Below are 26,558 nucleotides of genomic sequence, written 5' to 3' on the forward strand. Positions count from 1 at the left end.
ACTTTTATATATAGTAATAAATATGAATACATTTTTGTAAAATTATTTTTTTTATAATACTAAATTTCTTACAAGCACAAAAAAGCATTCAGACGTTTGATACGTGCTGAATGCTTTTTTAATAATAAATGTCAATCAATAGAATCTACCAGCTAATTAATCCGCATTATCAAGGTTCAGGTTACGGTCTATCTGCCAAATCAAATAGCAACCAAGACTCATGAGCGCAAACATCGCAATACCGATTTTCAGTACCGGATTCACTGGGAATAAGTTTAATATTAAACCACCGAAAATACCCACTGAAAACATTAAGGAGCCTTGCAAGGCACTGGCCATACCAGCACGGCGCTTCTGAAAGGCCAGCGCAATTGCTGACGAGTTGGGCTGAGTCAAACCTAAACCGGCAATACAGAAGAAAATACAGGCCAATACCAGTGGCAACCAAGCATCTGTACCAAACATAATACCGAGCGTAAATAGTGCTCCTGCTGAAATGACCTGCATCATCGCACCAAAGCGCAGAATACTCAAAATACGAAAACGGTTGGTCAGCCATTGGTTCAGCTGCGTCAATCCCACAAACCCTGCCGCATTCATACCAAAAAGCCAGCCAAAATGCGTGGCTGATATGCCATAAGTATCCATGATTAATTCAGAAGCAGAGCTGATATAGACAAACATCGCCCCCATCAATAACCCGCCGCCAATCGCTGGGTAGTTAAAGGTAGGATCCTTTAATAAGTCCCAGTATTGACTGAGTATTTCTTTGGCTGGACGCACGTTACGGTTTTCTTCACTGAGCGTCTCAAAAAAGAAGAACTTAGTCAGCAATAAATTGAGCGTACCAAAAGCGGCTAGGAACCAAAAGATAGAGTGCCAACTAAAAAACTGTAAAAACACAGCGCCGAGTGACGGTGCTAATATCGGTGCCAAACCCATCACCAATATCATGATAGAAAAAGCTTTGGCAGTTTGCTTGGCAGTCAGGCGATCACGAATCGCCGCACGGGTGACAACCGCGCCTACACAAGCACCGAGCGCCTGTAAGGTACGCCCCGCAAACAGCACATATTCGTTGCTAGTCGTCGCGCAAACAATAGAGGCAATGACATACAGGGTCATACCAAAATATAACGGTTTAACACGGCCAATACGATCACTCAATGGACCATAAAATAGCTGCCCAAATACCAAACCTATGAAATAGGCGGGTACCGAGTTGGCCATAAATGCGGTCGATACGCCAAAGTCATCTGCCATTGACGGTAACGCTGGCAGATACATATCAATCGATAATGGCCCTACCGCGACGATAAGACCAAGCATCATAATCCATGCGACAGGCAAATCAGCAGAGCGCACTCGGTCAGCAGCAATAGGTTTATTGGGAAGTGGAGATTTTGGAGCAGACATATTTAAACCATTTGATATAGTGATTATTATTTTATAATGAATGCTTTGATCGTTTTGTATAGTCAGCTCAAAACAAAAAAACCACGCTTATATTAGCGTGCTACTGCTATCAGTTTTTCAAAACAATCAGGCATATCGATGTACCGCTACGCAAGCAGACAGTCTTATATCGCACTGTCTGCTTATAATTCAATAGAGGTATAACGTTAATAAAAAAAACTTTCACAACTAAAATCATTAGTCAATATATGTCGAATTTTTCCTAACGGAATTGGCGCTTGCCAAATACGGTGCTGGCTTGCTTTGCTTTTCTAAGCGCAAGCTTACGGTTACGACCAAACATCATTTTTAATTGCCATACTTTTTCTTTATACAAGGTCGTCGCTGACTGCTGGAACATGGCATTGACGACACGCTTACTTGCCAGCACCGCATCAGGTGAGCGCTCAGCAAACTCAGCAGCGAGCTGTTGTGCCTGCTCTAACGGCGTCTCGCTACAATGACTGACTAGCCCCAACGCTTTACCCTGCTCTGCATCGATAGTACGCGCACTCATTGCCAGCTCTTTTAAGATATCAGCTCGTACCACGCCAAAACCAGATTGCGTCAAGCCCATATCAGGCACTAAACCCCATTTAGCCTCCATAATAGACAATTTACACTCAGGATGGCTGATACGTACATCACAAGCCAGCGCCAGTTGTAAGCCTGCACCAATGCAATATCCTTCCAACACGGCAATGACTGGCACTGGAACATCACGCCAAACCAAGCAAACGCGCTGGAATAGACTCTGCCAAGGTTTGACAAGCTCCCATAGAGCAAATGCTTGATTTTTTGGGTGGTTTAAATCGCCTAAATCAATACCGGCACAAAACGTCCCCTCTGCACCATTAAGAATAACCGCACGTATCGTTTTATCTTTACTGATGCGACCTGCTACCGCAATCAACTCATCGACCACCTTAAAGCTCATGGCATTTTTTTTCTCTGGTCGATTGATGGTCACGGTTAATATATTGTCGGTCGCGCTGACTTGTAATGTTTCATACTGGTAGGTGGCGATAGTATGCATAATCATCCTTAATAATAAAATAAATATAATAGTTCGTGAACAGACTGATATTAACAGCCTTGCACCTACGCTACCTTATCAATAACTGACTGCTACGATACGGTTAATCATTAATATCATAAAAACGCCTGCTTTAAATCATTTTCCAAGTCATGTCATTTTCGCTCAGACGATGATAGTTCAGCTGCGGATAAGAGGACAAATCAAGCGTTTGCAAATTATTTAACGCTAATAACAAGGCCTCATAATAAGGCTCAAGCATCGCAAACTGCGCAGGCGTGATATGTTGGATGTTTAGTAAGCACTTATCCTCTAGATCTTGGCTGGCTTGGCGTAACTGCGGCACTCCAGTATAACGACTGCCGCCCAATATACGGTGAGCAATTTGCCCAAGCATACTACGATTGCGCGTTTCCCATGCTTGCGTCAATGCCTGCTTTTCATCATTAATGGTATCGAGCATCATAATAATCAGCTTGGCAGCAAGATCCGGTTTATTGGCTGAGCGAGTCAGTGCATCTTGCCAGTTTAGAATATCTAAGCTATCAAACACGCGGGCGTTTAAGTCTGTATTTTCTAGTATTTCATCTTTAATACTGTCGACCGTTTGGAAAGCGTGCGTCTTCAATGGTGCTTGCCCCTGCTCTTGATAGCGCAGATTTTCATAGCGTGGCTGATTTTCACGCAAGGTTTCACGCCTATAATCTTCACGCGGCTGACTGTCACGCAAATAGTCATCACGAATTTTCTTCAGTGATAAAGGGCGAGTAATCTTTTGCCGACTGCGTATCTTGGCAGCATTATCACTATTTGCCTCATTCCTTTTAATCATTTGATAAATAGGCGTTGTAGCGCCTGAATATACAGCTGAAGAAGGTTGCGTCATCGCATTTTGCAAATCAGTACCTTTGGAATCAGTACTCTGCAAACCAGCATTTTGAGAATGGTTGGTTTTCGATTCCAAAGCTTGTAAATTACTGCTTTGTTGGCCATGATTTTTTGAAGGGTCTTCGTTTACTGCCGTCAATGGTGCAGGTGATGCAGTGCGCCCAAGCCATTTTTGCAGCACTTGTAGCAACTGTGGCTGGCTAATAGGCTTACCCACATAGTCATTAATGCCACTGGCGATTAATTTATCACGCTCATCAGCTAGTCCATGTGCGGTCAATGCAATAATAGGAATATGGCTGTCAGCCGCTTCAATATTGCGAATTTGCCGCGCCGCTTCGTGTCCTGACATACGCGGCATTTGAATATCCATAAAGATAAGATCAATACTGTCTTTATGCTGCACAGCGCCTTTCTCTTCTGTAGTGGCGTCTTCAAGATGTAGCGAGCCAGCCGCTGTTTTATTAACATCATCGCGCGTTTCAGCTTTAGATATCTGGGTCTTTTTTGACAGACTTTGTTTTTCAGTTTTGGCGGTTTTAATATTCTTGGTTTGCTGCTTGCTAATAAGTTCTATCGCGTCAAAACCACTGCTTACTGTAATCACATGAATGCCAAGCTCACTCAGCAGGGCATCTAGCACCAGTAGGTTTGGCAAATGATCATCGACTGCCAATACGGTAACGCCTTTCCAACGTGGTTCTGGGATACCTGTCGGTGCGCTACGCTTTTGCGTATCAAGCATGGCATATAGCTGTCTTTTATCTAACGGTTCATACAATATATTGGCATGGTAGCGATTGAGCAGTGCTTGGTCAGCGGCAACTTGATAACCAAATACCGCCAGCTTACCTTGATAATGCAGGCGAATTTGTTTAAGCAGCGCCATCATATCGTCTTGCGTGTCATCATCAACGATAACCCAATCCCAATAATTGCCCTGCTCTTTTAGCGACTCAAGCACGCCCGGCAATGAGTTTGCTTGGGTCAGTTTAATCGGCAAGTGCTGCAAGCTGGCTTTGAGCACTTGTATAGAGGCAGTATGATTGATCCAGATTAAGACATTAAACTCATCGGTCGCGCTCGCCAGTGGTGCTAGAACCGGCAGCTCAATGGTTTGACCAGTAGCAGCCTCTAACACATCGACATGCGCTGGCATGCGAAACCAAAACGTCGCCCCTTGATTAGAGATATTTTCTTGCACATTATCATAAAAACCAATATCGCCGCCCATCAGTCGTGTCAATTGCTTGGAGATGACCAGACCCAATCCTGTCCCACCATATTGACGCGTGATTGAAGGATCTCCTTGGCTAAAGCTTTGAAAGAGCATTTTTTGATCAGACAGTGAAATACCTTTGCCACTATCTTGCACGCTAATCATCAAATAATTGTCTTGATGGTCATCTAAGCTGACGCGCACCACCACATCACCACTGTCAGTGAATTTAATCGCATTACCGACGATATTGGTCAGTACTTGCTTGAGTCGTAAGGCATCACCATTGATACGCATCGGTACATCGTTATAAAACAGTACCGCCATGCGCAGACCTTTTTCTGCAGATACCGGTGACAGCATATCGACCACATCATAGATGGTTTCATAAAGATCAAATTCATGGCGATCAAGTACTAATTTACCTGCTTCAATCTTGGAAAAATCCAACACATCATTCACTAACGCCAGTAAGTGTGCGGACGATTTGCGTATGGTTTGCACATACAAGTCTTGTTCAGGATTGAGCTCGCCGTGACGCGCAAGCAAATTAATAAAACCATCAATACTATTCAATGGCGTACGCAGCTCATGGCTGATATTGGCTAAAAATGCTGATTTGGCTTGGCTGGTTGAGATTGCCGCATCACGCGCATTGCGAATAGAGATGTTTTGCATTTCCATTTCATCAAAAGCCAAACGTAAATCATCTTCCGTTTGCTCCGCATGGTCTTTAAGCTCTTGAAAGCTCCCATGTAAACGGCGTAATGTTCTAACCAAATCTTGTTGTAACAAATTCAGCTCACCATTCGATTCAACCGGAATGGGTTGGTATAGATTGTCGACATGGGTACGTTGCAGCTGCAAACGTAGCTCATAGATTGGCGCTATCCAACGTTTTGAATAGATATTCAAGCTCAGCAGCAAGATTAAAATAGTGAATAAGCCAGTAATTACCAATGCCATCGCGATACGATAGCGGGCGATATAAAGCGGCTCATTATCCATATCAATCAATAGCCACAACTGCTGACCGTCAAACTCGCCCAATACGCTGCCGTAAGCGGTACCGATGGGCGTTGGTTTTTGTGATAAAAAACGCTCTGATGGGTCTATTTCTGGCCACGCCTCATCAGTACCATAGCCTACCGTTGCCAGTACTTGATTGTTCTGATTAATAATGGCGATACGCTGCACATGCTGCTCCGACTGCAGGCGCCCTAATCTATCTTGAATACTTTTTAGCGCCGCCATCGCGGCTGGCGAAGTACTATCTGTATTACCATTGCCTCTTTCCGATTCTGCCTTTTCACGCTCTTGCTCCAATAGTTCCGGAATAAGCTCCACAATCGTTGGTGTATAACGGATGAGTACCGCCTCGGCCAATACTTCTTGCTCTGAATCACTGGCCCGCATGGTTTCATGAAACACCAAAATACCACCTACTGCCGCCAGTAAACAAATTGGCAAAAACACCAATATAATCAGCTGACCATAGGCACTACTGGTATCAAAACGTTTTTTGTAAGCCATGCTAGATTCAATCTCCACTGATATTTTTGCGACAGATATTTTATGAGGCGCTTATTAACGAGCTATTCATGATTTATTAATCAATTATTTAGATAAGTGCTTAATAAGCAAAAACCATTAAATATCGTTTGAGATTATCTTAACAGGATTCTATAAGCGGCTGTTAAACAATCATTGATAAAGCTTTATGCGCTAAGCGCAGCTGAAAACAAAATGATATAATGGCGCAAATTTTCATTTGCCACAATAAACACCTGACAGTCGTAATCTATTCACTTATTATTGTTGGCACATTATTAATAAATGGTGATTGACCATGGTGGTATGACCCTATTGTCAAATAATAAAAACGCATTTTGATCATAAAACCGCCGTTTAAAAGGCGAATGAATGCCCTACTATCATTTAAGAGATTGTTCTTTTAACAGACAGTTCTTTTAAGAGAACATTCTTTAAAAAATTAATAAGGATACCTTATGTCCGCTACGGCCAAGTCAAACGCCAACTTTATTACTCAAATCACTAAGCTTGCTGATTGTGTCGGTCAAACGCCATTGGTCAAATTGCAGCGTTTGCCTGAGCAAGAGCAGATTGCCAATGGTGCGGTATTGCTAGCCAAGCTCGAAGGTAACAATCCTGCTGGTTCTGTAAAAGACCGTCCTGCATTTAACATGATCTATCAAGCTGAGCAGCGTGGCGATATCAAGCCTGGTGATATGTTGATTGAAGCGACCAGCGGCAATACCGGCATTGCTTTAGCCATGGTCGCGGCGATGCGTGGCTATCCGATCACTTTATTTATGCCGACCAACTCAACCCAAGAACGTAAAGACGCTATGATTGCTTATGGCGCCACGTTAATTGAAGTGGATGATGGTATAGAGGCAGCGCGCGATTTGGCATTACAGATGCAGACCGAGGGTAAAGGCATTGTGCTCGATCAATTTAATAACCCTGATAATAAACAGGCGCATTATCTGACCACAGGTCCCGAGCTATGGGCGCAAACTGACGGTAAAATCACTCACTTTATCAGCTCTATGGGTACCACTGGCACCATCACCGGTGTCGCACAATATCTAAAAGAGCAAAATCCTGCGGTGAAAATTATCGGTTTACAGCCTGATGAAGAAGCATCTATCGCTGGTATTCGCCGTTGGCCTGCCGCTTATATGCCGGGTATTTTTGAAGCGGACTTGGTTGATGACATCATGGATATTGATCAACGCGTCGCTGAAGTTTATATGCGTAAGCTTGCCAAAACCGAAGGGATTTTTGCTGGGGTATCTTCAGGTGCGGCAGCATGGGCAGCTATACAAGTGGCTAAAGAGAACCCTGACGCTGTCATAGCCTTTATCGTCTGTGATCGCGGTGATCGTTATTTGTCCACTGGACTATATAATATCGATGACAGCATAGAAAATGCTGACAACGCAGCTCTATAAGTCAACCACTAGGTAGAATTATCTATGTCACAAGCCTTCTCGTCCAATCCTATACTGGTCTTTGATATTGAGACCGTCGCGGATACCGATGCTGCCCGCCGTATTTATCCGCAATTGGCTGAGCTAAACGATGCGGACGCATTGAGCGCATTAACGGCTATTCGAATACAAGAAGCGGGACACGACTTTATGCGTTTGCCGTTGCAGCGCATTGTTTGTATTTCTGCGCTCTATATTAAAGACGGTACGTTTTCTTTATTTTCTTTAACCGCAGATAAGTTTAGTGAAAAGGAAATTCTTGCCAAGTTTTTTCGGGCGTTTAGTGATCTTGAAAAACTGCCTAAACTGATTAGCTGGAATGGCTCGGGCTTTGATATTCCGGTGCTGATATATCGTGCCATGCAATATGATTTGTCAGCGCCATGGTTATTTGAAGAAGGCGAGCGCATCAAAAACATGCGTTTTGATAATTATGTGAATCGCTTTCACACGCGCCACCTTGATTTGATGGACAGATTTAGCCAATACGGTGCCAGTCGCCGCGAGGCCATGGATGTTGTCGCAAGCTTATACGGCTTGCCTGGTAAGACGGATGTCGATGGTAGCATGGTTGGCGACCTCGTCAGCAATAATGACTGGCAGACGCTATCGATATATTGTGAGTCTGATGTGATGAATACTTGGTTGATATATTTGCGCTGGCTGCGTCTAACTGGACAACTCTCCTTACCCGATTTCGATGCTTGGCAAAAGCAAAGCCATGACTATTTAGCCAAATTTACCCAAGCGGACGGCAGTCTACGTCACCAAGAATTTATTGCTGATTGGTCATCTGCGCCCAGATCATAGAAAATACGGTTATAAGCAATTTATTCTATCCTCATTTTTTTAGCTATTTTTATTTATCATTTATTATTAAGGCAGGTTTATGCAACCCACCGATTCAAACACTCCTACAGCACCTAATACCACACAGCAAACTAACGAGACTCAGACCATTACTATCCCGCCTAATAAGAAAAAATCTAAGCCATCATCGAAGACACGCCGTCGTCTAAAAGATGCTGAGCCACTACCCTTTACTATTGATGGCTTATCGCATGATGGGCGCGGCGTTGCCGTATACGGTAATGGCTTTGGAGAAGCCGAAGGACACATCACAGATAAGCATGGCAAAAAAATCTTTGTCAGCTTTGCATTACCGGGTGAAAGCGCCTTGGTCAAAATTACTAATAGTCGTACCAGCTTTGAAGAAGGCGATGCCATTAGCATCACTGCCAATCCAAATCCTGAACGCGCTGTACCGCCCTGCCCACACTTTGGGGTTTGTGGTGGTTGTAACTTGCAGCATTGGCAACCGGATGCGCAGATTAATTTTAAGCAGTCTGTCCTTGCTGAAATGTTACAACACCAAGCCCACGTTCAGCCTGATCATTGGCTAACACCCATAGTCGGAGATCAACTCGGCTATCGTACCAAGGCGCGACTTGGCGTACGTTATGTTGCCAAAAAAGAAACCGCGCTGGTAGGCTTTCGTGAGCGTTCAAGTAACTTCTTGGCTGAGTTAAATGAGTGTCATATCTTAGATCCGCGTATCGGCTTTGAGATTGAAAACTTAAAAACCCTTATCAGCACGTTAGAAAGCCGTGACAAGATTGCCCAGCTTGAATTGGCTATGGGTGAGTATTTGCCAGAGCTACCTGACGGTGATCAACCAGTGGCACTGATTGTGCGCAACCTAGCGCCATTATCAGAAGCTGATATAGATAAACTAAAAGGCTTCTTTGCTGCTCGCAATTGGCAGTTATATTTGCAATCAAAAGGTGTCGATAGCATTCAACGTATTGCCTTGACGGATGCTGATGATTTAAGTGAACAATTTGGACGCTTATATTATCAATTACCCGAATATGACCTTACTTTTGAATTTATCCCGACAGATTTTACCCAAGTCAATCTGTCAGTAAATCGTCAGATGACCAAACTTGCTTGTGATTTGTTGGATTTAAAAGCAGGTGAGCGGGTGCTGGATTTATTTAGCGGCTTGGGTAATTTTAGCTTACCACTTGCGCGTTTGGTTGGTGAAACTGGCTCAGTTGTTGGTGTTGAAGGTAGTGAAGCTATGACTGCTCGCGCCGCTGATAATGCGCGTCGCAATGGCATTAATAATACTGAATTTTATAGCCAAGACTTAACTCAGGACTGTACGGATAAACCTTGGGCCAATCAAGGGTTTGATGCGCTGCTTATTGATCCACCACGTTCTGGCGCATGGGAAATCATGCAGTATCTGCCAAAGTTTAATGCAGAGCGTATCGTCTATGTTTCATGTAATCCTGCTACCCTCGCTCGTGATACCAAAGCGTTGCTAGAACAAGGCTATCGTTTGACTCATGCTGGCGTGATGGATATGTTTTGCCATACCGGTCATGTTGAGTCAATCGCTCGCTTTGAGAAAGTGTCAGCTTAGCGTCCGTTTTTTCGCGTTTATTTTTTGATACATAAAAGCGTTAAGGTGTTTTTTTAAAATAAATTAGCCATATTGTGCTTAAAGAAAATCGACGATATGCGCGTAAATAAGCCGCTATGTTATTGAGCCTGAAATTATCATTACAGAGGCTCGCTTGATTTGTCATCGCAACATGCGATAATAATAGTCAGTGCTTTCATTTTTTAATAAAAATGTAGCAAGTATACGTACTCATAATTGTACGTATTATTCATATGTTTAATTTTATAGCTGCTAAAAAAGGATTTTTTAGCGGCTGTATTGATTTATAACTGACTATTCACAAATAGCAAGCTCACCACATGCATTGTAGATGGGGTTATCGTCAATTTAGAATAGCTAAGAGGAGTGGGCTATGGTAAAAATTCGTGAAGGATTACCGCTGGTGGATGGACAGACCACGCAAGCTGACAGTGCCACCCTAGCGGCGCAACTGGTCGCGAGTCAACGCTCTCATCAGTCTGCAAACAGTTATGCCCAAATTCCCCTCGATATCAAACATCAGCTGTCCACTCATAAACTACATACTACCTTTGATCGCTCCGCACAGTATGCTTATCATAGTCATGACCCGAACCTTAAAAACGAGTATTTAGACAATAAACTTCTCAATGAATCCTCGACGCTTTCAGAAAAAGAGCTTGAAGCGATTGATTTGGATCAGATAAATATTGACGTACCTACTTGGCTAGACAATGTAGCTAAGCGTATCGGTCAAGAATCTGTACCCAATCTCAGCGTTGCCTGTGAGTTTATTCGTAGTCATATGAATACCAGTGAATCTGAGCGTTCAGGCGCTTACGTGACAGGTATTGCTATGACGGACATCTTGACTTACCTTTACCAAGATGAAGATGCCCTTGTTGCTGCTATGCTTTATCGCAGTGCGCGTAAGGAAATCATTAGCCTCGCTGATATTGAAAAAAACTTCGGTGCTGATATATCAACCTTAGTCAAAGATACCTTGGCGATGGGTAAGCTGTCTGAGATTATCGAGAGCAATAAGCGCTTAGAAGATCACTTTGTTAATAACCAGCGTGACCAGCTATCAAACATTTATAGCATGCTTATCTCTGTTACCAATGATGTGCGCGTGGTACTCATCAAGCTGGCTGAACGTACTTTTGCCATGCGTGAATTGACCTTTTCTAATGCAGAGCGGCAAAATCGTGTCGCACGTGAGGTCATGACAATTTATGCCCCATTATCGCACCGCTTGGGTATCGCCCAGCTTAAATGGGAGCTTGAAGACTTAGCGTTTCGCTACCTTGCGCCAGATCGCTATAAAGAAATTGCCAAGCTATTATCGGAAAAACGTAGTGAACGTGAGTCCTATATTCAGCGCGTGCAAGACAAGCTCAATGAATCCTTGGCAGAAGCTAGTATTGAAGGTGAAGTTTCAGGACGCGTTAAGCACATCTACTCTATTTATCGAAAAATGAAGTTAAAAGGTTTATCATTTGATCAGCTTTATGACATTCGCGCCTTGCGGGTATTGGTCACCAACCCTTCAGATTGCTATCATGTTTTAGGACTGGTACATGGCTTGTGGCGTTATATTCCTGAACAGTTCGATGATTATATTACCAATCCAAAGTCTAATGGTTATCGCTCATTGCATACGGCAGTGATTGCTGAAAATAAATCGCTTGAAGTACAAATTCGCACTCATGAAATGCACTTTGAAGCCGAGCTTGGCATGTGTGCTCATGTCAATTACAAAGAAGGCCTCAAAAATAAGAAAGACAACTATCTCAATCAAAGGATCAGCTCATTACGCCAACTGCTCTCTATTAATAATGAAACGCGCAATCAGCCACGCTCGTCATTATTGACAGGCGAAGAGCTAGAAGAAATCGAGTTTGATGAAGAGGAACAACTCGTTGATTTCGATGAGCTCGAACGTATTTATATCTTTAGTCGTGATGGTGATATTACTGAGCTACCAAAAGGCGCGACTGTGCTGGACTTTGCCTATTATGTGCACACGCAAGTTGGTAATCGTGCTCAAGCGGCGCGAGTCAATCAGCGCTATGTACCGCTGACCTATCAGCTCAAGACTGGCGAACAGGTTGAGATCATCACCAAAGCGTCACGTGAGCCTAACCGTGATTGGCTGGTTGCTTCACTGGGCTATATTCATACAAACCGCGCACGCTCAAAACTACGCCAGTGGTTCAATAAACAAGACCGCGATAAAAATATCGAGATTGGTCGGCACATGCTGAGCAAAGAGCTTGAGCGTTTATCAGTGCATCCTAATAGCATTGATTTAAATGACTATATCCAGCATTTTCATGTCAACAATACCGATGATATCGTCGTCGGTCTAGTGACAGGTGAGATTGGACTCAACCAACTCACCAGCCATATTTCTCGTCAGTTGCATCTAGAGCCTGAAAAACCTGAAGAAGATTTCTCACCTCATATCGATACAAGAGACTCAGGGCAACGTGATGCCTATAGAATCCATATCGATGGCTTGGACAATATCGAGATTAGCTTGGCAGGCTGTTGCCATCCCGTACATGGTGAACCAATCGCTGGTTATATTACTTTATCGCGCGGTGTTAGCGTGCATAATCGGGGCTGCCCCGAGTATCTACGTATGATTGAGCGTGACCCTGAGCGCGAAATCGAAGCGGCTTGGAAAGTTAAATCGGGTCGCTATCAGCCGGTAGATATTCATGTAGAGGCGTATGATAGGCGTGGACTTTTACGCGATTTGACCCAAATTATTGATAAAGAAAACGTCAATATTCGCCAAGTTGAAACGCTGAGTAATGATGACAATATTGCCTTTTTAAAATTTCATATTGAAGTTTCAGGGCTGGCGCATCTATCAAAGCTACTTGCTAAGCTCGAACAACAGCACGGTATCTTACATGCTCGACGTGCCGTTGCTTGATGATAAAGTGATCAAAATTTTCCAAAAACACCTTCAATTAACAATAGAGTTTTCATAAAAAATACTATGCCTGAGTTGCCCGAAGTAGAAACGACAAAAACCAGCCTTACTCCGCTATTAGGTCGAAAAGTCACCAATGTAGAAGTCTTTCAACCTAAACTGCGTTGGTCGATGCCCGATGATTTAAACCAATTAGTTGACTACACTTTGGATAGCGTTGAGCGACGAGCAAAGTATTTAATCCTCAATTTTATACCGTTAGTTGCTGCTCATACTACTAGCGCTATCCAGTCTGGCACGTTCCAGACTGACATTTTAAAGCCACGACAACTTTTAATTCACCTTGGCATGTCAGGCAGCTTACAACAACACAGTCATGCTAGCGATAAACGCAAACACGACCATTTGATTATGACCTTTATTGGCGCTGATAACACGCAAATCCAGTTACACTATTATGATCCTAGACGCTTTGGATCCGTCTTATGGCTTGAGGATTATGGTCATAAACTATTAGATCATTTAGGCCCTGAGCCATTATCAGAAACCTTTACTGCTGACTATTTATATTATCTAATTCAGCGTACTGATAATCCTAATCAAACCTCTAATGACACTTTAACAAATGAAACCATAGTCAGTAAGGCAATCATCAGTAAAACTACTAGCACTAAACAACCGATCAAACGCGCTATCAAATCAGTGATTATGGAGCAACAAGTCGTGGTCGGTGTTGGCAATATTTATGCAACTGAAAGTTTATATCTTTCAGGTATTCATCCAGCAACACCTGCCCATGAGCTATCATTCGAACGGATTACGGTACTGGTTGATCATATTAAAGTTATCCTACAAAAGGCGATAGCGCTTGGTGGTTCAACATTACGTGATTTCACAGTTGCCAGTGGACAAACAGGATATTTTCAACAGACCTTGAATGTCTACGGTAGACAAGGTGAGGCTTGCCCGCACTGTGACACTGTATTAGAAAATATTAAGCTCAATGGGCGCGCCAGTGTTTATTGCCCGCACTGTCAGCCAAGCCGTTAAATTGAAACATATTGACTAATAACACTGCTTTAGAAAAAAATCTTGCGCATTTTTGTTGCTTATTAACGTACATATTGCTTTAATAGTGCCAGCACTTACATAAATAGTGCAAACCGTTTATTGATCTGTAATATATCATCTATTTATTGTTGCCGTGATATTTCTATGGGGAAATAGCAGCAGCTATTCATCATACTATTTATGAGTTTTAGGACATCATTATGACGGCTCAAGCTAAAATCAAAAGCACCGCTAAATATAAGCTACTAACGATGATTGCAAGTGCCAGCTTAGTTTTTGCAAGCATGCAGCCCGCTTTGGCAGCGATAGAAATTGATGAAACTGATTTTGGTCCTTCTTATGAGACTATGGCCGTTGATACCATTGTTGGGAAGCCATTACAACTAGTAGCAGCAGTGGCGGGTACAGCAGCTTATCTCGTTAGCCTTCCCTTCTCTCTTATCGGTGGTAATGCAGACCAAGCACAGCAGAAGTTGTTCGTTGAGCCATGGAATGCAATGGGTCGCTGCTTAGGCTGTACCGTTGCTGAGGATAATTATTACAAATCACAAATTATTGACAATAACATTGTACGTATCATTGTTGATCAACCATCAGAGATTCTTATTAATACCAACGACTATGTCATAATCACGCCTTAGACTACAATTTCTACTACCAATTTATCTAATAAATTATTGATAGTAGCTGTCTTATCAATCGATGATTTTTAAACTAACAGCTTATCAATATGCAATAAAAAAAAGGCTAACATTACGTTGGCCTTTTTGCATTTTATTATCCTATTTTAGATAAAATTGCTTTATTTGGTAAGATTGCTATTACCAAGCTTGGCACTAATCTCACGCAGCAACTGCACTTCTTCTGAAGGTCCTGCTACTTCCTCTACCACCTCATCTGCACGGCGCAATCTATTGACCATTTTTATCATCATAAAGATAATAAACGCTAAAATCAGGAAGTTAATAAGTACGGTGATAAAACTACCATAAGCCAATACCGGGACACCCGCTGCTTTAAGTGCATCATAGGTTTTAGCAACACCTTCAGGCGCATCCCCTAATATGAAAAACATATTCTTAAAGTTGATTTCGCCGCCCGCAATAAAAGCAACGATAGGCATAATGATATCCTCTACTAAAGATGTCGTAATAGTAGCGAACGCTCCACCAATAATGACACCGACAGCTAAGTCCATGACATTACCTTTTAAGGCAAATTCTTTAAATTCAGATACCATACTCATAATCTCTTTCCTCAAAAATCTTATCTACAATAAGATAAGTATATAAATGGTTAATCCGACATTGGACTTTAGGGACAATTATTGAATATTTCGTTGTTTGAAAAACCCTATCAAACTATTGTGTTTTTATTTCATGAAAAATGCAACAAAAAAAACAGCATAGAATGAGTGATGTTCTACTCATTCTATGCTGTTCATTAGATATCTTACTTAATAATAATAAAAAAATATATTAATTAGTATTAAGGATATCTCTTAATTACCAAACAAATAAATGATGACTATCATTTATTTATCGATATTAAGCACCTTTCTTACGTCCAAAACGCTTACGCTCACTTTCAGTCAAGTAACGCTTACGCAGACGGATAGATTTTGGTGTAACTTCTACTAGCTCATCATCTTGAATAAATTCAAGCGCTTGCTCAAGAGTAAACTTGATTGCAGGCGTTAAGGTCAACGCTTCATCAGTACCACTAGCACGAACGTTGGTTAACTGCTTGGCTGTTGTTGGGTTAACGGCCATATCATCGTTACGTGAGTTTAAACCAACAATCATACCTTCGTAAACTTCAAGCTGTGGCTCAGCAAACATCTTGCCACGCTTTTGTAGGTTGAATAGTGCGAAGCCTAAGCAAACACCTTTAGTCATAGAAACGAGTACGCCGTTAGAGCGAGCACCGACATCACCAATTTTTTGTGGACCATAATGCGAGAAGCTTGAAGTTAGGATACCTGTTCCTGAAGTCAACGTTAAAAACTCAGAACGGAAACCAATCAAACCACGAGCTGGCATTGTCGCTTCGATACGCATACGACCTTTACCATCAAGCTCCATGTTGGTCATCTCGCCTTTGCGTAGACCAACTTGCTCCATGATTGGACCTTGATGCTGATCTTCAACATCAAAGACTACATTCTCGTACGGCTCTTGTAGCTTACCATCAATCTCTTTAACGATAACTTCTGGACGCGATACACCAAGCTCATAGCCTTCACGGCGCATGTTTTCAATCAATACAGACAGATGTAGCTCGCCACGACCTGATACTTTAAATTTATCAGGAGATTCTGTGTCTTCTACACGCAATGCCACATTATGAATCAGTTCACGCTCAAGACGCTCACGAATGTTGCGTGAAGTGACAAATTTACCTTCACGACCAGCAAACGGAGAGTTATTAACTTGGAACGTCATAGATACTGTTGGCTCATCAACCGTTAATGCTGGCAAAGCTTCAACATGATTAGGATCACATATAGTATCCGAGATGTTAAGTGCATCAACACCAGTAATACAGACAATGTCACCTGCTTGCGCATCATCTACTTCAATACGATCAAGACCATGATAACCCATAATCTTCAATATACGACCGTTACGTGTTTCGCCATCTTTATCGATGACAGTTACTTGCGTATTAGTAGATACACGGCCACGTTGAATACGACCGATACCAATGACACCAACGAAGCTATTATAATCAATACTTGAGATTTGCATACGGAACGGAGCATCAGCATCTACTTGCGGAGGCTGCACAACATCAACAATAGTTTTGAAAAGTGGTGTCATGTCATCAGCTAAATTATCAGCTTCTAAACCAGCAATACCATTTAATGCTGAGGCATAAACAACTGGAAAGTCTAATTGCTCATCTGTCGCACCAAGGTTATCAAACAAATCAAAAATTTGATCCATTACCCAATCAGGGCGTGAGCCTGGACGGTCAATTTTATTAATAACAACAATAGGCTTTAGACCTTGCTCGAACGCTTTCTGAGTCACAAAACGGGTCTGAGGCATTGGACCATCGACACCGTCCACAACTAGAAGTACACAGTCGACCATTGACATCACACGCTCAACTTCGCCACCAAAGTCGGCGTGACCAGGGGTGTCCACGATATTGATACGGTATTCAGTACCATCAGTATCGTCAGTCCAACGGATGGCTGTATTTTTAGCCAAAATAGTAATACCACGTTCTTGCTCAATATCACCTGAATCCATTGCACGTTCAGCAATGTTTGCACGGTCGCCAAAAGTACCAGACTGATGTAATAACTTATCAACCAAAGTTGTTTTACCGTGGTCAACGTGGGCAATAATTGCAATGTTACGCAGGTGTTTGATATCGTTCGCCATATAAAATGCTCGTTTCGTCTTAAAAAAATGCAGTAGCAGTAAGCACCGCTGGATAAACTTTTGCCATTAACCAGATAGTCCTAATTACACTAGTATCAAACGACCATACAATGGGCACGGTGGATTAATTAATATGCGTAAAATCAAGTATCTATGCTGATAAATCCATCGTACAGATAGCTATGCTAATGTACACTTTGTCAATCTACAAAGTGTTTGGGTAGCTAGTATAACATTATTGCATCATAGATTTATGTAATAACTCACTTTTCTCGATACATAAATAAAAAAAAGCCACCCAATGGGTGGCTTTTTTTGTAACTAATTAGTTTGTAACATAACTAGTAGCTATTACTTATTGAACAACCATATCTTTAGTTTGTTCAACAGTCATGGTTTTGTCACCAGTGATGATGGCATATACACGACGGTTCATAGCGCGACCTTCTTCAGTGTTGTTATCAGCGATTGGTTGGTCATAACCATAACCAACTGTTGATAGACGGTTTGGTGCGATACCAAATTCGTTAGTCAGCATAGATTTCACAGCAACGGCACGGGCTTCAGACAGACGTTGGTTATAACGTGCTGATGGACCTGTTTTAGAAGCATGACCTTCAACACGAGCGGTAGAGTTAGGATACTCACGCATCTTCTCTGCTACTTTAGCGATTTCAGGTTGGTACTGAGCTTTGATAGCTGATTTATCGTTGTCAAAGAATACACGAAGTTCCATTTTCAGCTCATCAGTAATATCTACTGGTACTGGGCAACCGCGCTCATCAACAACCACGTTCATTGGAGTGCCTGGGCAAGCATCGATGCTATCAGGTACGCCATCGCCATCAGAATCAAGATCAGATTCAATAACAACGATTGGTGGAGTCTGAACGTTAGGCTCTACCATTGGTGGAACAGCTACTGTAGGTGCTAAATGGCCACCAAGTACAACTTCTAGACCGGCCAAGGCCATGCCTTCCCACCAGTTTTCGTCAAAGTTATGAATCGCACGAGCTTCACCACGTAGGCTTAGAGCGTTGTTGATACGATACATAGCACCTAAACCTAGGTTACCAATGGTATCTTTAGAACCAGTAACAAAGTTGCCAGCTGCATCTTCAACTTCGATTTTAGACTGACCAGCACCAACCAATACATATGGCTTAAATGCGTTATCAGTGTAACCACTAAACTCTTCAAAACCGATCAAGAAGTTACCAGAAATCATTTCTTGTTCAGCATCTAAAGATATAGTACCAGCGTCGTTTACAGCATCAGTGTTTGATACGCCGTATTCTACTTGGAACTGAGTAGAAGGAGTAAGCTCAATACCTAGCGCTGCACCAGTATATAAACCATTCTCTTTATAAACCCCACCTGCGCCCATAGTTTCAGCTTGCTCATCAGAAGCGCCTTCACTGTAATGATAACCAAGTAGCAATGGGCTGATAGTAACGCCAGCGTTAGCTGCTAGTGGCGCCGCTGTGATGGCAAACAAAGCCAAAGCAATTTTATTTAATTTCATGAACTTCCTCCAAAGGATAATTTTAGTAATGCATTAAGCAAAACCGCTGCTCAAGATGGCCAAAAATAGACATCATTTACGAATTAAAATTACAAAGCAAAACCAATTAAGAAGTAGCTTAGCGATTATCAATTCAGTTTACAACTTTTTTCGTTAATCAGCTACACATTATTACACGATAATGTCATAACTAAAACACATTAGCCGGCTTAACTTACTGAGCTCTAACACACTTTACACTTTTTATCTTTTGTATGTTAGGTCGCAATAGATTATGAAACCAATCATATCTATTGATTAAGACTATTTTAATACAAATGGCTTAGTTTCTCTATTGCTAAAACTCTCCATTCACGAATTGAAACATTCTTTGACAGTAGACATATATTTAGTTTATATTCATGACTGCAAACATAGTTTCACTATTTAAATAAATATGTGGTCTTTGACACCAGTTTCTACATCATGAGCAATTCAAAACTTAGGGTAAAAAGTTAAGTAAATTATAAAATTAACCAGTTATATTGAAACAAAAACTCAATTTCATCAGACAATTTTAAAAATTTTATTCTATCCATACCTTTTATGCAGGTAACAATCCTCAATGATTGCATCATATAGAGTATCTTTCAATAGGTTAAAAAATCAAAACCCCTATCATGATAAGGGTTTTAATTTGGTGGAGCTGATCGTTACCGTCGCAGTCTTGTCTATATTAGCAATGATTGCTGCTCCTTCTATTATGGAGCAACTCGCTCGCATGGAAGCAAAGCGTATTGAAGGTCAAATAGAAAATACGCTGACATTAGCCAAAGCTGAAAGTTATATCAGAAGGCAAGATTTACTTGTTTGTTTATCGAACAGTGCTGGACGTTGTCATCGAGACAGTTATAAAACACTGTTGTTATTTTCAGATAAAAATAATAATAAAAATTTTGATATTGGTATTGATGATTTGCTAGCAGAACAGATCCTAAACCCGAAATATAGTACTTTATATCTACGCGTAGGTAATAATCGTCATTACACTAAGTTCTGGGGCGATAGCGGTAGTCCGCGCGGACATTTTGGTCATATTAAATACTGTCCGACCTCAACCTACAGTCAAACCATGTATCAAATCTCATTTAACCAAGTCGGTCGCATTACTTATAAACCCAACGAAAGCTACCCTACTGATTGTGGGCAATAAAAATGATGAGATTAGATGCTTAAATACTTTGGTGCATGGCAGACTTCATCATAATAACCGCCTGCTCTAATCCAACAAAAACGGCATCGGCAATAAGAGCATGACCAATATTCAGCTCATATATACCATCAATCTGGGCAATAGCATTGACGTTATCACGTGTGAGACCGTGGCCTGCATTGACTAGAAGTTTATCATCGATAAGTCTAGCAGTAATTACTGCATTTTTGATTCGATTCAGTTCTACGTTCATCCTATCGATATCATCTGCTAAACCTGCCTCCGCATAGGCGCCTGTATGTAATTCAATAGCATCAGTGCCACAATTGACTGCAGCAGTAATCTGCTTATCTTCTGGATCAATAAATAAAGACACTTTGATATCTGCCGCCTGTAACTGACCGATATAATCTGTCAACCAAGTGAGCTGTCCTGCGACATCAAGACCGCCTTCTGTGGTCAACTCGGCACGCTTTTCTGGTACCAAGCATACCCAAAATGGTTTGACCTGACAGGCAATCTCTAGCATTTCAGTCGTTGCTGCCATCTCTAAATTCATTCTAGTGGTCAGTTGTCCCGCCATTTCATAAACATCTGCATCTTGAATATGACGGCGATCTTCACGCAAATGAATCGTTATCCCATCTGCACCCGCTTGTTCACATAGAAGGGCTGCTGCTAATGGGCTTGGATAGCTAACGCCACGTGCTTGACGTAAGGTCGCTACGTGATCAACATTGACCCCTAATAGCGGTTTTTTTGAAGTATTTTCTGAAGTTTGCTCTAATTTGGAGGCTGTTATGTGCGCGGCGTCAGTCATAAAAAATCCTTTTAATAATATTTAGATGATTTACTAAAAAATAGCTTATAAAGCCTTTGTCAAAACTATGATTGATAACGCTGTTGCTGCTGCCAAAGTAAACGACTTTGTAGCGGCTGATAATCAAGCAAATGATCAATCAGCTGCCGATGCAAGCGCGACCATGCGTTTAGCGTAGTACTAGATATTCCTTGCTCCAGCATCATCAATATCTCACTGCCACTGAAAACCGTATGAGTGATAGCCCTATCATTATCTTCAGTATGGATAATAGGCACTAAACCTACATCAGCTAAAAAGCGATAAGCACAGTGAGGCTCAATAGGTTTCTCAAGGCTATCATGTTTTAACGTTAGCGAAAAACCTAACTCGTTAAATAAATACGTCTCAAAATGGCGCAAGCATAAACGTAATTCGTCAGCAGTTAAGGGCTGCTTAAGCTGACGTAGACTGTCTTGATAATGGTGCCATAATACTGGCATAGGATCTTCAGTAGGTAGTAGTCGCCACAGTATTTCATTCAAATACAGGGCAGCATACTGATGTTGGCCAGTGATACTGTCGTGATGCAACGCCTCTGACATTATCGCGTTGCTATCTTTTATAGCATCATTATTTTCTCTAGCGTTACTATCTTCTTGTTCTATGGGTTTCTGTACGACGCTTAAGGAGGCGATATTAATCTGACTGAATGTCTTAAGATCACGTTTGCCAGTAGCAAAGAGCTGTAAGGGCATAAATAGTGGCGCGCCTTTTTTACCAATACCATGTATCACCCCGTGTTGCTGAGAAAACAAATAATATAAGGCGCGCTTTTCTTGATAAGGGCGCTGGTGTAATAAATAACCGATTAACGCTTCGTTACGCATTGATTATTACCTCAGCTTTAATAATAGAAATCTATTATCGACATGCTATTTTTGGTCGCTATTAATATCCCAAGCTGGTTAAAGCACGCTCATCATCGGACCAGCCGCGCTTCACTTTCACCCATAGCGTTAACATAATTTTTTTATCGAACAGTTGTTCCATATCCTTACGCGCGTCCATACCGACTTGTTTGATACGTTGACCTTTGTCACCAATAACAATCGCCTTTTGCCCGCTACGTTCAACATAGATAGTGGCATCAATAAAAGTACAGGCTTTGCGTGGGCGACCTGTTTTTGGATCAGTATGCGCCGCTTCGTCCTTAAATCCGTCAATCTGTACGGTTAAATCGTACGGTACTTCATCACCAGAGCTACGCATGATTTTTTCGCGGATAATTTCACTGGCTAAAAATCGCTCTGAACGATCGGTGATTTGCTCCGTATCATAGATAGGCTCAGCGATTGGGAGATGTGAAGCAATCACTTCTTGTAGACGATTAAGATTTTGATTTTTTAATGCAGAAACAGGTACGATATCGGCAAAGTCAAAGCTATCACTAAAGGTTTCGATAAGTGGCAAAATACTGCCTTTATCTTTCAGAGTGTCTGCTTTATTAATGACCAATACAACGGTCAGCTCCGTATTACCAAGTTTTTGTAAAACCAATAGATCATCATCACGCCACTGGTCTGAATCAACGACAAACAATACCAAGTCAACATCGACTAAGGCTGATACAGCAGCTTTATTCATACGCTCATTAATAGCCCGTACTTCATTACGATGAATACCAGGGGTGTCGACGAATACGGCTTGCATTTCATCATTAGATAAAATACCGTGAATACGATGACGAGTCGTCTGCGGTTTACGTGAGGTGATAGACAGTTTTTGACCCAATAAATGATTCATCAAGGTCGATTTACCCACATTTGGGCGACCAACAATCGCTACATAGCCGGTTTTAAAACCTTCAGCAGTACGAGCACTATTGCTTGGTGAAAAAAACTCTTCGATTGCTAAATCGTTTTCTAGGTCATTGTTTTCTATTGCGTTTTCTTCTAGCGTATTATCTTCTAACGAGTTGTCTTCTAGTACATTGTTTTCTAATGCATTGTTTTTTAAATTATCAGCATTGAGCTGAGTATCATTCGATTCAGTATTTTTTTGGCTTAGATTCAGGTCGGTATTTTCGGTCATATTTTTGGCATTATCTTCATTATTTAATGGCAAGTCAGGGTGATTGCTCATAGGTTAATCCTGTGGAGGTTGTATCAGTCAAAATGCTGTAAAATTAAATTAAACAGCAGAGCTGTTATCAAGTTAAGAATATTGGGTATTTCAACACTTAGTGCTTCAAAAAGTTGATTTTCAAAGCCACAAGTATTTGAATAAAATAGTAGAAATTAAAGGTTATGTTTATAATCGAACTTTAAAATAGGCTTCACAAACTTTAAAATCAATTATGCGCGCTTTTTGGGCACACCTGGCAACTTATGTAGCTGATTAATCATAAGCTCTGCTGCTTTTTGCTCAGCGATACGGCGACTCTCGCCAGATTCGGTAATATCAGGACAATTGCTGATATTTACCTGACAGCGAACCACAAAAACTTGATGCGGTGCATTGCCTTGTGTTTCCATAAGCTCGTAATGCGGCAGATCAAATTGCTTAGACTGTAACCATTCCTGTAAGCGGCTCTTGGCATCTTTTAGGGCTTTTTGATCATTGACATTATCAATGAGGTCGCCGTACCAAGAAAGCACGCAAGCTCGCGTAATATTCATATCTTGGCTATCCAAATAGATAGCACCAATCAATGATTCTACAGCATCGGCCAATATAGAAGCGCGATTGCGACCGCCGCCTTTACGCTCACCCACACCCAATATTAACTGATTAGACAGCTCTAAGTTTTGGGCAATGATGACCAAAGATTCTTGCCGTACTAAAGTGGCACGCATACGGGTCAGACGACCTTCGTTTTGGCTAGGATAACGATGATATAGCGCCTCACCGACAATCATACCTAATAACGCATCACCCAAAAACTCTAAACGCTCGTAGTTTTTTTTGCTATCGAACGAGCGATGAGTGAGTGCCAGCTTTGGTAGGCTTAAATCATTAAACACATAACCCAATTTGCGCGTTAATATTGCTAAGCGTTGAATAAATTCTGAGCTAATAATAAGTGTGTCATCAGACAGACTGTTTTGTTGGGGATTAGGAACCGCCTGAGGGTACTGCGAAGTTGGTTTCATGCGTGGCTTATGATTATCCCGTTTGTATTTCATTGTTTAATTTTATTAAATGATAATATTTTTCAAAAAACATTAACTTCAAAAAACCAGCTTTTAGATAGCTGTTTTTAGATTACTAGTTTTTAAATAGCTATTTTTAAATGACTATTGTACAAATATACAAAAAGCCAGTTACTCGGCTGTTGTACCATCAATATCGCCTTCGAAGCGATTAACAATATCTACATTACCGAAGAGTTTATTGGTTATGTCATATTTCTTATGAATAGCTAACTGACCTGTTTTTTTATCCGTAAAGGTAAATACCTCTGCTGCCTTAGTATCATAATCAGCATTAATAGACAGTTGCTTGTCAACACGCTCAACAAACTGCTTAGCCGTCTCTTTATTATTATTGGATTCTTTAAGCTGAGCGTTTAAGGTTTTGCTCAGCTGATAATCGCCAATTTGTGCTGGTACAATAGCAACGATCAATTTGATAGCCACGCCTAAAGCGATGATAATAAAGACGATGCTAGTGACACTAGCGCCGCGCTGTGTAGACAAACCAGATAACTGTTGCACCATAATATCTCTCAACGGGAAAGTTGCTATATTGATAATTTACCATGCTTATAAATTACCATGTTTTAGTCCCTATCTATAATCTAGATAGTAGTGCCTTAAATAGCTATGATATTATCACAAAACTATTATCGATAATTTAATCCGTCGAGTATTGATAATATTAATCGATAGCACCGTTACGTTTAAAGGTCGGTAAGTTGAGACCAGGCGGTTTATGCATCCAGATGTAAACGGCTTTGCCCGCTAAATTATCATCAGGGACGAATCCCCAAAAACGGCCGTCCGCACTACGATCGCGGTTATCACCCATCACAAAGTATTGACCTTCTGGTACCTTAATACGCCACTCATTGCCTTCTGAGCTAACCACTTCTGGCGACTGTTGCTGCAAAAATGGTGCATATTGCGAGCTGTTCATGCCATTCAAATAACGAACGATATATTCATGCTTCCCTTGGGTTTCTTTGAAATACTGCGCTTCGCCTTCTTCTTGTTGACCCATTGCAGCGGCATTCTCTTCTGTGAGCATTTGACCTGGTGCCACTTGACCTGCCGAATACAGCTGTGATGTCAGCTCAGCATTAGCGTCAAAATCAACCGCGACAGTATTCACAGGGACGTCGTTAATCGCAAGCGTCCCTTGATTATAACTGACGGTATCACCCGGCAGACCAATGACCCGCTTGATATAATAAATACTCGGGTTCTCTGGATAGCGAAAAACTGCCACGTCGCCATGTTCAGGCGCGCCAGTATCGATTACTTTATTATAAGTTAATGGCAAACGCACACCATAAGCGTATTTATTAACGGCAATAAAATCGCCAGTATATAAGGTCGGCACCATAGAAGACGAAGGAATATTAAACGGCTCAATTAAGAACGAGCGTACAATAAGCACCACCGCTAACACGGGGAAAAAGTCATACGCCCAGCGTACCAACAAACTCTCTTTACCGCGACCACGGGTTTTACGTTGTTTAAGCGTCAACTTATCTAATAGCCAAATAATACCCAAGCCGATGGTTAATGGCACTAAAATCAAATTAAAATCAAAATCCATACTTAATTGCCTATTAGCGAGCTACTTATCTGACTATTTTAATTTATAAGACTAGCGATGATTATACGTATATCAATATCTTAATCTACTTGCAGTACTGCTAAGAAGGCTTCTTGTGGAATCTCCACATTACCGACTTGCTTCATGCGTTTTTTACCGGCTTTTTGCTTAGACAATAGCTTTTTCTTACGCGAGACATCACCGCCATAACATTTGGCTAAGACGTCTTTACGCATAGCTTTAACCGTACTGCGACCAATAATCTGGCTACCGATCGCCGCTTGAATCGCCACATCAAACATCTGACGTGGAATCAACTCTTTCATTTTAGTGACTAAGGCATTACCACGATAGCGCGATTGGGTTTCATGCACAATCATGGCAAGTGCATCCACTTTATCGCCATTAATTAATACGTCTACCTTAACCAATTTATCGACTTGATAACGCTCAAAATTATAATCAAGCGATGCAAAGCCGCGTGAGACTGATTTTAGACGGTCAAAGAAATCCATGACCACTTCACCCATCGGAATATCAAATATCAGCTGTACTTGACGACCCATAAAGCGCATATCCACCTGTACACCGCGGCGCTCAATACAAAGTGTCATGACGTTACCCAAGTAATCTTGCGGTACTAAAATCTGACAACGGGCAATTGGCTCACGGAACTCTTCGATATTATTCGGTTCAGGCAATCTTGATGGGTTATCAACATAGATAATCTCGCCATCTTTTTTCACAATCTCGTAAATCACCGAAGGCGCAGTGGTAATCAAATCCAAGTCATATTCA

General features: G+C 41.5%; 19 protein-coding genes and 1 pseudogene. 7 read left to right on the forward strand and 13 right to left on the reverse strand.

The window, feature by feature from the left end:
* Positions 1 to 156: 156 nt before the first annotated feature.
* From CAN34_RS07565 to CAN34_RS07575, 3 genes are all read right to left on the reverse strand, one after another.
* Positions 157 to 1,416 carry a multidrug effflux MFS transporter gene (locus CAN34_RS07565; RefSeq protein WP_089555130.1) on the reverse strand — a complete coding sequence of 420 codons (1,260 nt, stop codon included), beginning with the start codon at positions 1,414 to 1,416 and terminating at the stop codon, positions 157 to 159.
* A 262-nt stretch (positions 1,417 to 1,678) separates the two neighbouring features.
* Positions 1,679 to 2,491: a crotonase/enoyl-CoA hydratase family protein gene (locus CAN34_RS07570; RefSeq protein ID WP_089555131.1), complete on the reverse strand. Its 813-nt coding sequence runs from the start codon at positions 2,489 to 2,491 to the stop codon at positions 1,679 to 1,681.
* Positions 2,492 to 2,624: 133 nt separating this feature from the next.
* Positions 2,625 to 6,131 carry an ATP-binding protein gene (locus CAN34_RS07575; RefSeq protein WP_089555132.1) on the reverse strand — a complete coding sequence of 1,169 codons (3,507 nt, stop codon included), beginning with the start codon at positions 6,129 to 6,131 and terminating at the stop codon, positions 2,625 to 2,627.
* A gap of 476 nt (positions 6,132 to 6,607) precedes the next feature.
* Here CAN34_RS07575 and cysM point away from each other — a divergent pair, with 476 nt between their 5' ends.
* The 6 genes from cysM (at position 6,608) to CAN34_RS07605 (ending at position 14,705) form a co-directional block, all read left to right on the forward strand.
* Positions 6,608 to 7,576 carry a cysteine synthase CysM gene (gene cysM, locus CAN34_RS07580; RefSeq protein ID WP_089555133.1) on the forward strand — a complete coding sequence of 323 codons (969 nt, stop codon included), beginning with the start codon at positions 6,608 to 6,610 and terminating at the stop codon, positions 7,574 to 7,576.
* Between the two features lie 24 nt (positions 7,577 to 7,600).
* Positions 7,601 to 8,425: a 3'-5' exonuclease gene (locus CAN34_RS07585; RefSeq protein ID WP_089555134.1), complete on the forward strand. Its 825-nt coding sequence runs from the start codon at positions 7,601 to 7,603 to the stop codon at positions 8,423 to 8,425.
* A gap of 79 nt (positions 8,426 to 8,504) precedes the next feature.
* Positions 8,505 to 10,046, forward strand: a complete 1,542-nt coding sequence (gene rlmD / locus CAN34_RS07590) for a 23S rRNA (uracil(1939)-C(5))-methyltransferase RlmD (protein ID WP_089555135.1) — start codon at positions 8,505 to 8,507, stop codon at positions 10,044 to 10,046.
* Between the two features lie 394 nt (positions 10,047 to 10,440).
* Positions 10,441 to 12,993 carry a bifunctional (p)ppGpp synthetase/guanosine-3',5'-bis(diphosphate) 3'-pyrophosphohydrolase gene (locus CAN34_RS07595; protein ID WP_089555136.1) on the forward strand — a complete coding sequence of 851 codons (2,553 nt, stop codon included), beginning with the start codon at positions 10,441 to 10,443 and terminating at the stop codon, positions 12,991 to 12,993.
* Positions 12,994 to 13,059: 66 nt separating this feature from the next.
* Positions 13,060 to 14,043: a bifunctional DNA-formamidopyrimidine glycosylase/DNA-(apurinic or apyrimidinic site) lyase gene (gene mutM / locus CAN34_RS07600; RefSeq protein ID WP_089555137.1), complete on the forward strand. Its 984-nt coding sequence runs from the start codon at positions 13,060 to 13,062 to the stop codon at positions 14,041 to 14,043.
* A gap of 221 nt (positions 14,044 to 14,264) precedes the next feature.
* Positions 14,265 to 14,705 (forward strand): hypothetical protein, encoded by a 441-nt coding sequence (locus CAN34_RS07605; protein WP_089555138.1) that lies wholly within the window; start codon positions 14,265 to 14,267, stop codon positions 14,703 to 14,705.
* Positions 14,706 to 14,866: 161 nt separating this feature from the next.
* Here the strand turns inward: CAN34_RS07605 and mscL are convergent, their stop codons facing one another.
* The 3 genes from mscL to CAN34_RS07620 form a co-directional block, all read right to left on the reverse strand.
* On the reverse strand, positions 14,867 to 15,310 hold the full coding sequence (mscL, locus tag CAN34_RS07610; RefSeq protein WP_079690872.1) for a large conductance mechanosensitive channel protein MscL: 444 nt from the start codon (positions 15,308 to 15,310) through the stop codon (positions 14,867 to 14,869).
* 301 nt (positions 15,311 to 15,611) lie between these two features.
* Positions 15,612 to 17,459, reverse strand: a complete 1,848-nt coding sequence (gene typA / locus CAN34_RS07615; RefSeq protein ID WP_079690871.1) for a translational GTPase TypA — start codon at positions 17,457 to 17,459, stop codon at positions 15,612 to 15,614.
* A 355-nt stretch (positions 17,460 to 17,814) separates the two neighbouring features.
* Positions 17,815 to 18,984, reverse strand: coding sequence for an OmpA family protein (locus CAN34_RS07620; protein WP_089555139.1), 1,170 nt, complete (start codon positions 18,982 to 18,984; stop codon positions 17,815 to 17,817).
* A 604-nt stretch (positions 18,985 to 19,588) separates the two neighbouring features.
* Between CAN34_RS07620 and CAN34_RS07625 the strand changes: the two genes are divergently transcribed.
* Complete coding sequence (locus tag CAN34_RS07625; protein ID WP_089555140.1) at positions 19,589 to 20,176, forward strand: Tfp pilus assembly protein FimT/FimU; 588 nt, start codon at positions 19,589 to 19,591, stop codon at positions 20,174 to 20,176.
* Between the two features lie 19 nt (positions 20,177 to 20,195).
* Here the strand turns inward: CAN34_RS07625 and CAN34_RS07630 are convergent, their stop codons facing one another.
* From CAN34_RS07630 to CAN34_RS07660, 7 genes and pseudogenes are all read right to left on the reverse strand, one after another.
* Entirely contained in the window at positions 20,196 to 20,996 is an 801-nt protein-coding gene (locus CAN34_RS07630; RefSeq protein ID WP_089555141.1) for a pyridoxine 5'-phosphate synthase, read from the reverse strand.
* Positions 20,997 to 21,061: 65 nt separating this feature from the next.
* Positions 21,062 to 21,865, reverse strand: a complete 804-nt coding sequence (locus CAN34_RS07635) for a DNA repair protein RecO (protein ID WP_089555142.1) — start codon at positions 21,863 to 21,865, stop codon at positions 21,062 to 21,064.
* Positions 21,866 to 21,926: 61 nt separating this feature from the next.
* Positions 21,927 to 23,120 (reverse strand): GTPase Era, encoded by a 1,194-nt coding sequence (gene era, locus CAN34_RS07640; RefSeq protein ID WP_089555143.1) that lies wholly within the window; start codon positions 23,118 to 23,120, stop codon positions 21,927 to 21,929.
* 212 nt (positions 23,121 to 23,332) lie between these two features.
* Complete coding sequence (rnc, locus tag CAN34_RS07645; protein ID WP_089555144.1) at positions 23,333 to 24,130, reverse strand: ribonuclease III; 798 nt, start codon at positions 24,128 to 24,130, stop codon at positions 23,333 to 23,335.
* 171 nt (positions 24,131 to 24,301) lie between these two features.
* Positions 24,302 to 24,697 carry a DUF4845 domain-containing protein gene (locus CAN34_RS07650; protein WP_089555145.1) on the reverse strand — a complete coding sequence of 132 codons (396 nt, stop codon included), beginning with the start codon at positions 24,695 to 24,697 and terminating at the stop codon, positions 24,302 to 24,304.
* Positions 24,698 to 24,857: 160 nt separating this feature from the next.
* The gene (lepB, locus tag CAN34_RS07655; protein ID WP_089555146.1) at positions 24,858 to 25,760 is read right to left on the reverse strand and encodes a signal peptidase I; all 903 of its coding nucleotides are present in this window, start codon (positions 25,758 to 25,760) and stop codon (positions 24,858 to 24,860) included.
* Between the two features lie 80 nt (positions 25,761 to 25,840).
* Positions 25,841 to 26,558 (reverse strand): annotated as a pseudogene (locus CAN34_RS07660) (elongation factor 4); the annotation flags it as partial.

Source organism: Psychrobacter sp. DAB_AL32B (assembly GCF_002224105.1).
Taxonomy (GTDB): Bacteria; Pseudomonadota; Gammaproteobacteria; order Pseudomonadales; family Moraxellaceae; genus Psychrobacter.

Excerpts from the sequence above, each read along its gene's own strand:
- CAN34_RS07565 (WP_089555130.1), bottom strand. The coding sequence starts at position 1,416 with ATGTCTGCTCCAAAATCTCCACTTCCCAATAAACCTATTGCTGCTGAC.
- CAN34_RS07570 (WP_089555131.1), bottom strand. The coding sequence starts at position 2,491 with ATGCATACTATCGCCACCTACCAGTATGAAACATTACAAGTCAGCGCG.
- CAN34_RS07575 (WP_089555132.1), bottom strand. The coding sequence starts at position 6,131 with ATGGCTTACAAAAAACGTTTTGATACCAGTAGTGCCTATGGTCAGCTG.
- cysM (WP_089555133.1), top strand. The coding sequence starts at position 6,608 with ATGTCCGCTACGGCCAAGTCAAACGCCAACTTTATTACTCAAATCACT.
- CAN34_RS07585 (WP_089555134.1), top strand. The coding sequence starts at position 7,601 with ATGTCACAAGCCTTCTCGTCCAATCCTATACTGGTCTTTGATATTGAG.
- rlmD (WP_089555135.1), top strand. The coding sequence starts at position 8,505 with ATGCAACCCACCGATTCAAACACTCCTACAGCACCTAATACCACACAG.
- CAN34_RS07595 (WP_089555136.1), top strand. The coding sequence starts at position 10,441 with ATGGTAAAAATTCGTGAAGGATTACCGCTGGTGGATGGACAGACCACG.
- mutM (WP_089555137.1), top strand. The coding sequence starts at position 13,060 with ATGCCTGAGTTGCCCGAAGTAGAAACGACAAAAACCAGCCTTACTCCG.
- CAN34_RS07605 (WP_089555138.1), top strand. The coding sequence starts at position 14,265 with ATGACGGCTCAAGCTAAAATCAAAAGCACCGCTAAATATAAGCTACTA.
- mscL (WP_079690872.1), bottom strand. The coding sequence starts at position 15,310 with ATGAGTATGGTATCTGAATTTAAAGAATTTGCCTTAAAAGGTAATGTC.
- typA (WP_079690871.1), bottom strand. The coding sequence starts at position 17,459 with ATGGCGAACGATATCAAACACCTGCGTAACATTGCAATTATTGCCCAC.
- CAN34_RS07620 (WP_089555139.1), bottom strand. The coding sequence starts at position 18,984 with ATGAAATTAAATAAAATTGCTTTGGCTTTGTTTGCCATCACAGCGGCG.
- CAN34_RS07625 (WP_089555140.1), top strand. The coding sequence starts at position 19,589 with ATGATTGCATCATATAGAGTATCTTTCAATAGGTTAAAAAATCAAAAC.
- CAN34_RS07630 (WP_089555141.1), bottom strand. The coding sequence starts at position 20,996 with ATGACTGACGCCGCGCACATAACAGCCTCCAAATTAGAGCAAACTTCA.
- CAN34_RS07635 (WP_089555142.1), bottom strand. The coding sequence starts at position 21,865 with ATGCGTAACGAAGCGTTAATCGGTTATTTATTACACCAGCGCCCTTAT.
- era (WP_089555143.1), bottom strand. The coding sequence starts at position 23,120 with ATGAGCAATCACCCTGACTTGCCATTAAATAATGAAGATAATGCCAAA.
- rnc (WP_089555144.1), bottom strand. The coding sequence starts at position 24,130 with ATGAAACCAACTTCGCAGTACCCTCAGGCGGTTCCTAATCCCCAACAA.
- CAN34_RS07650 (WP_089555145.1), bottom strand. The coding sequence starts at position 24,697 with ATGGTGCAACAGTTATCTGGTTTGTCTACACAGCGCGGCGCTAGTGTC.
- lepB (WP_089555146.1), bottom strand. The coding sequence starts at position 25,760 with ATGGATTTTGATTTTAATTTGATTTTAGTGCCATTAACCATCGGCTTG.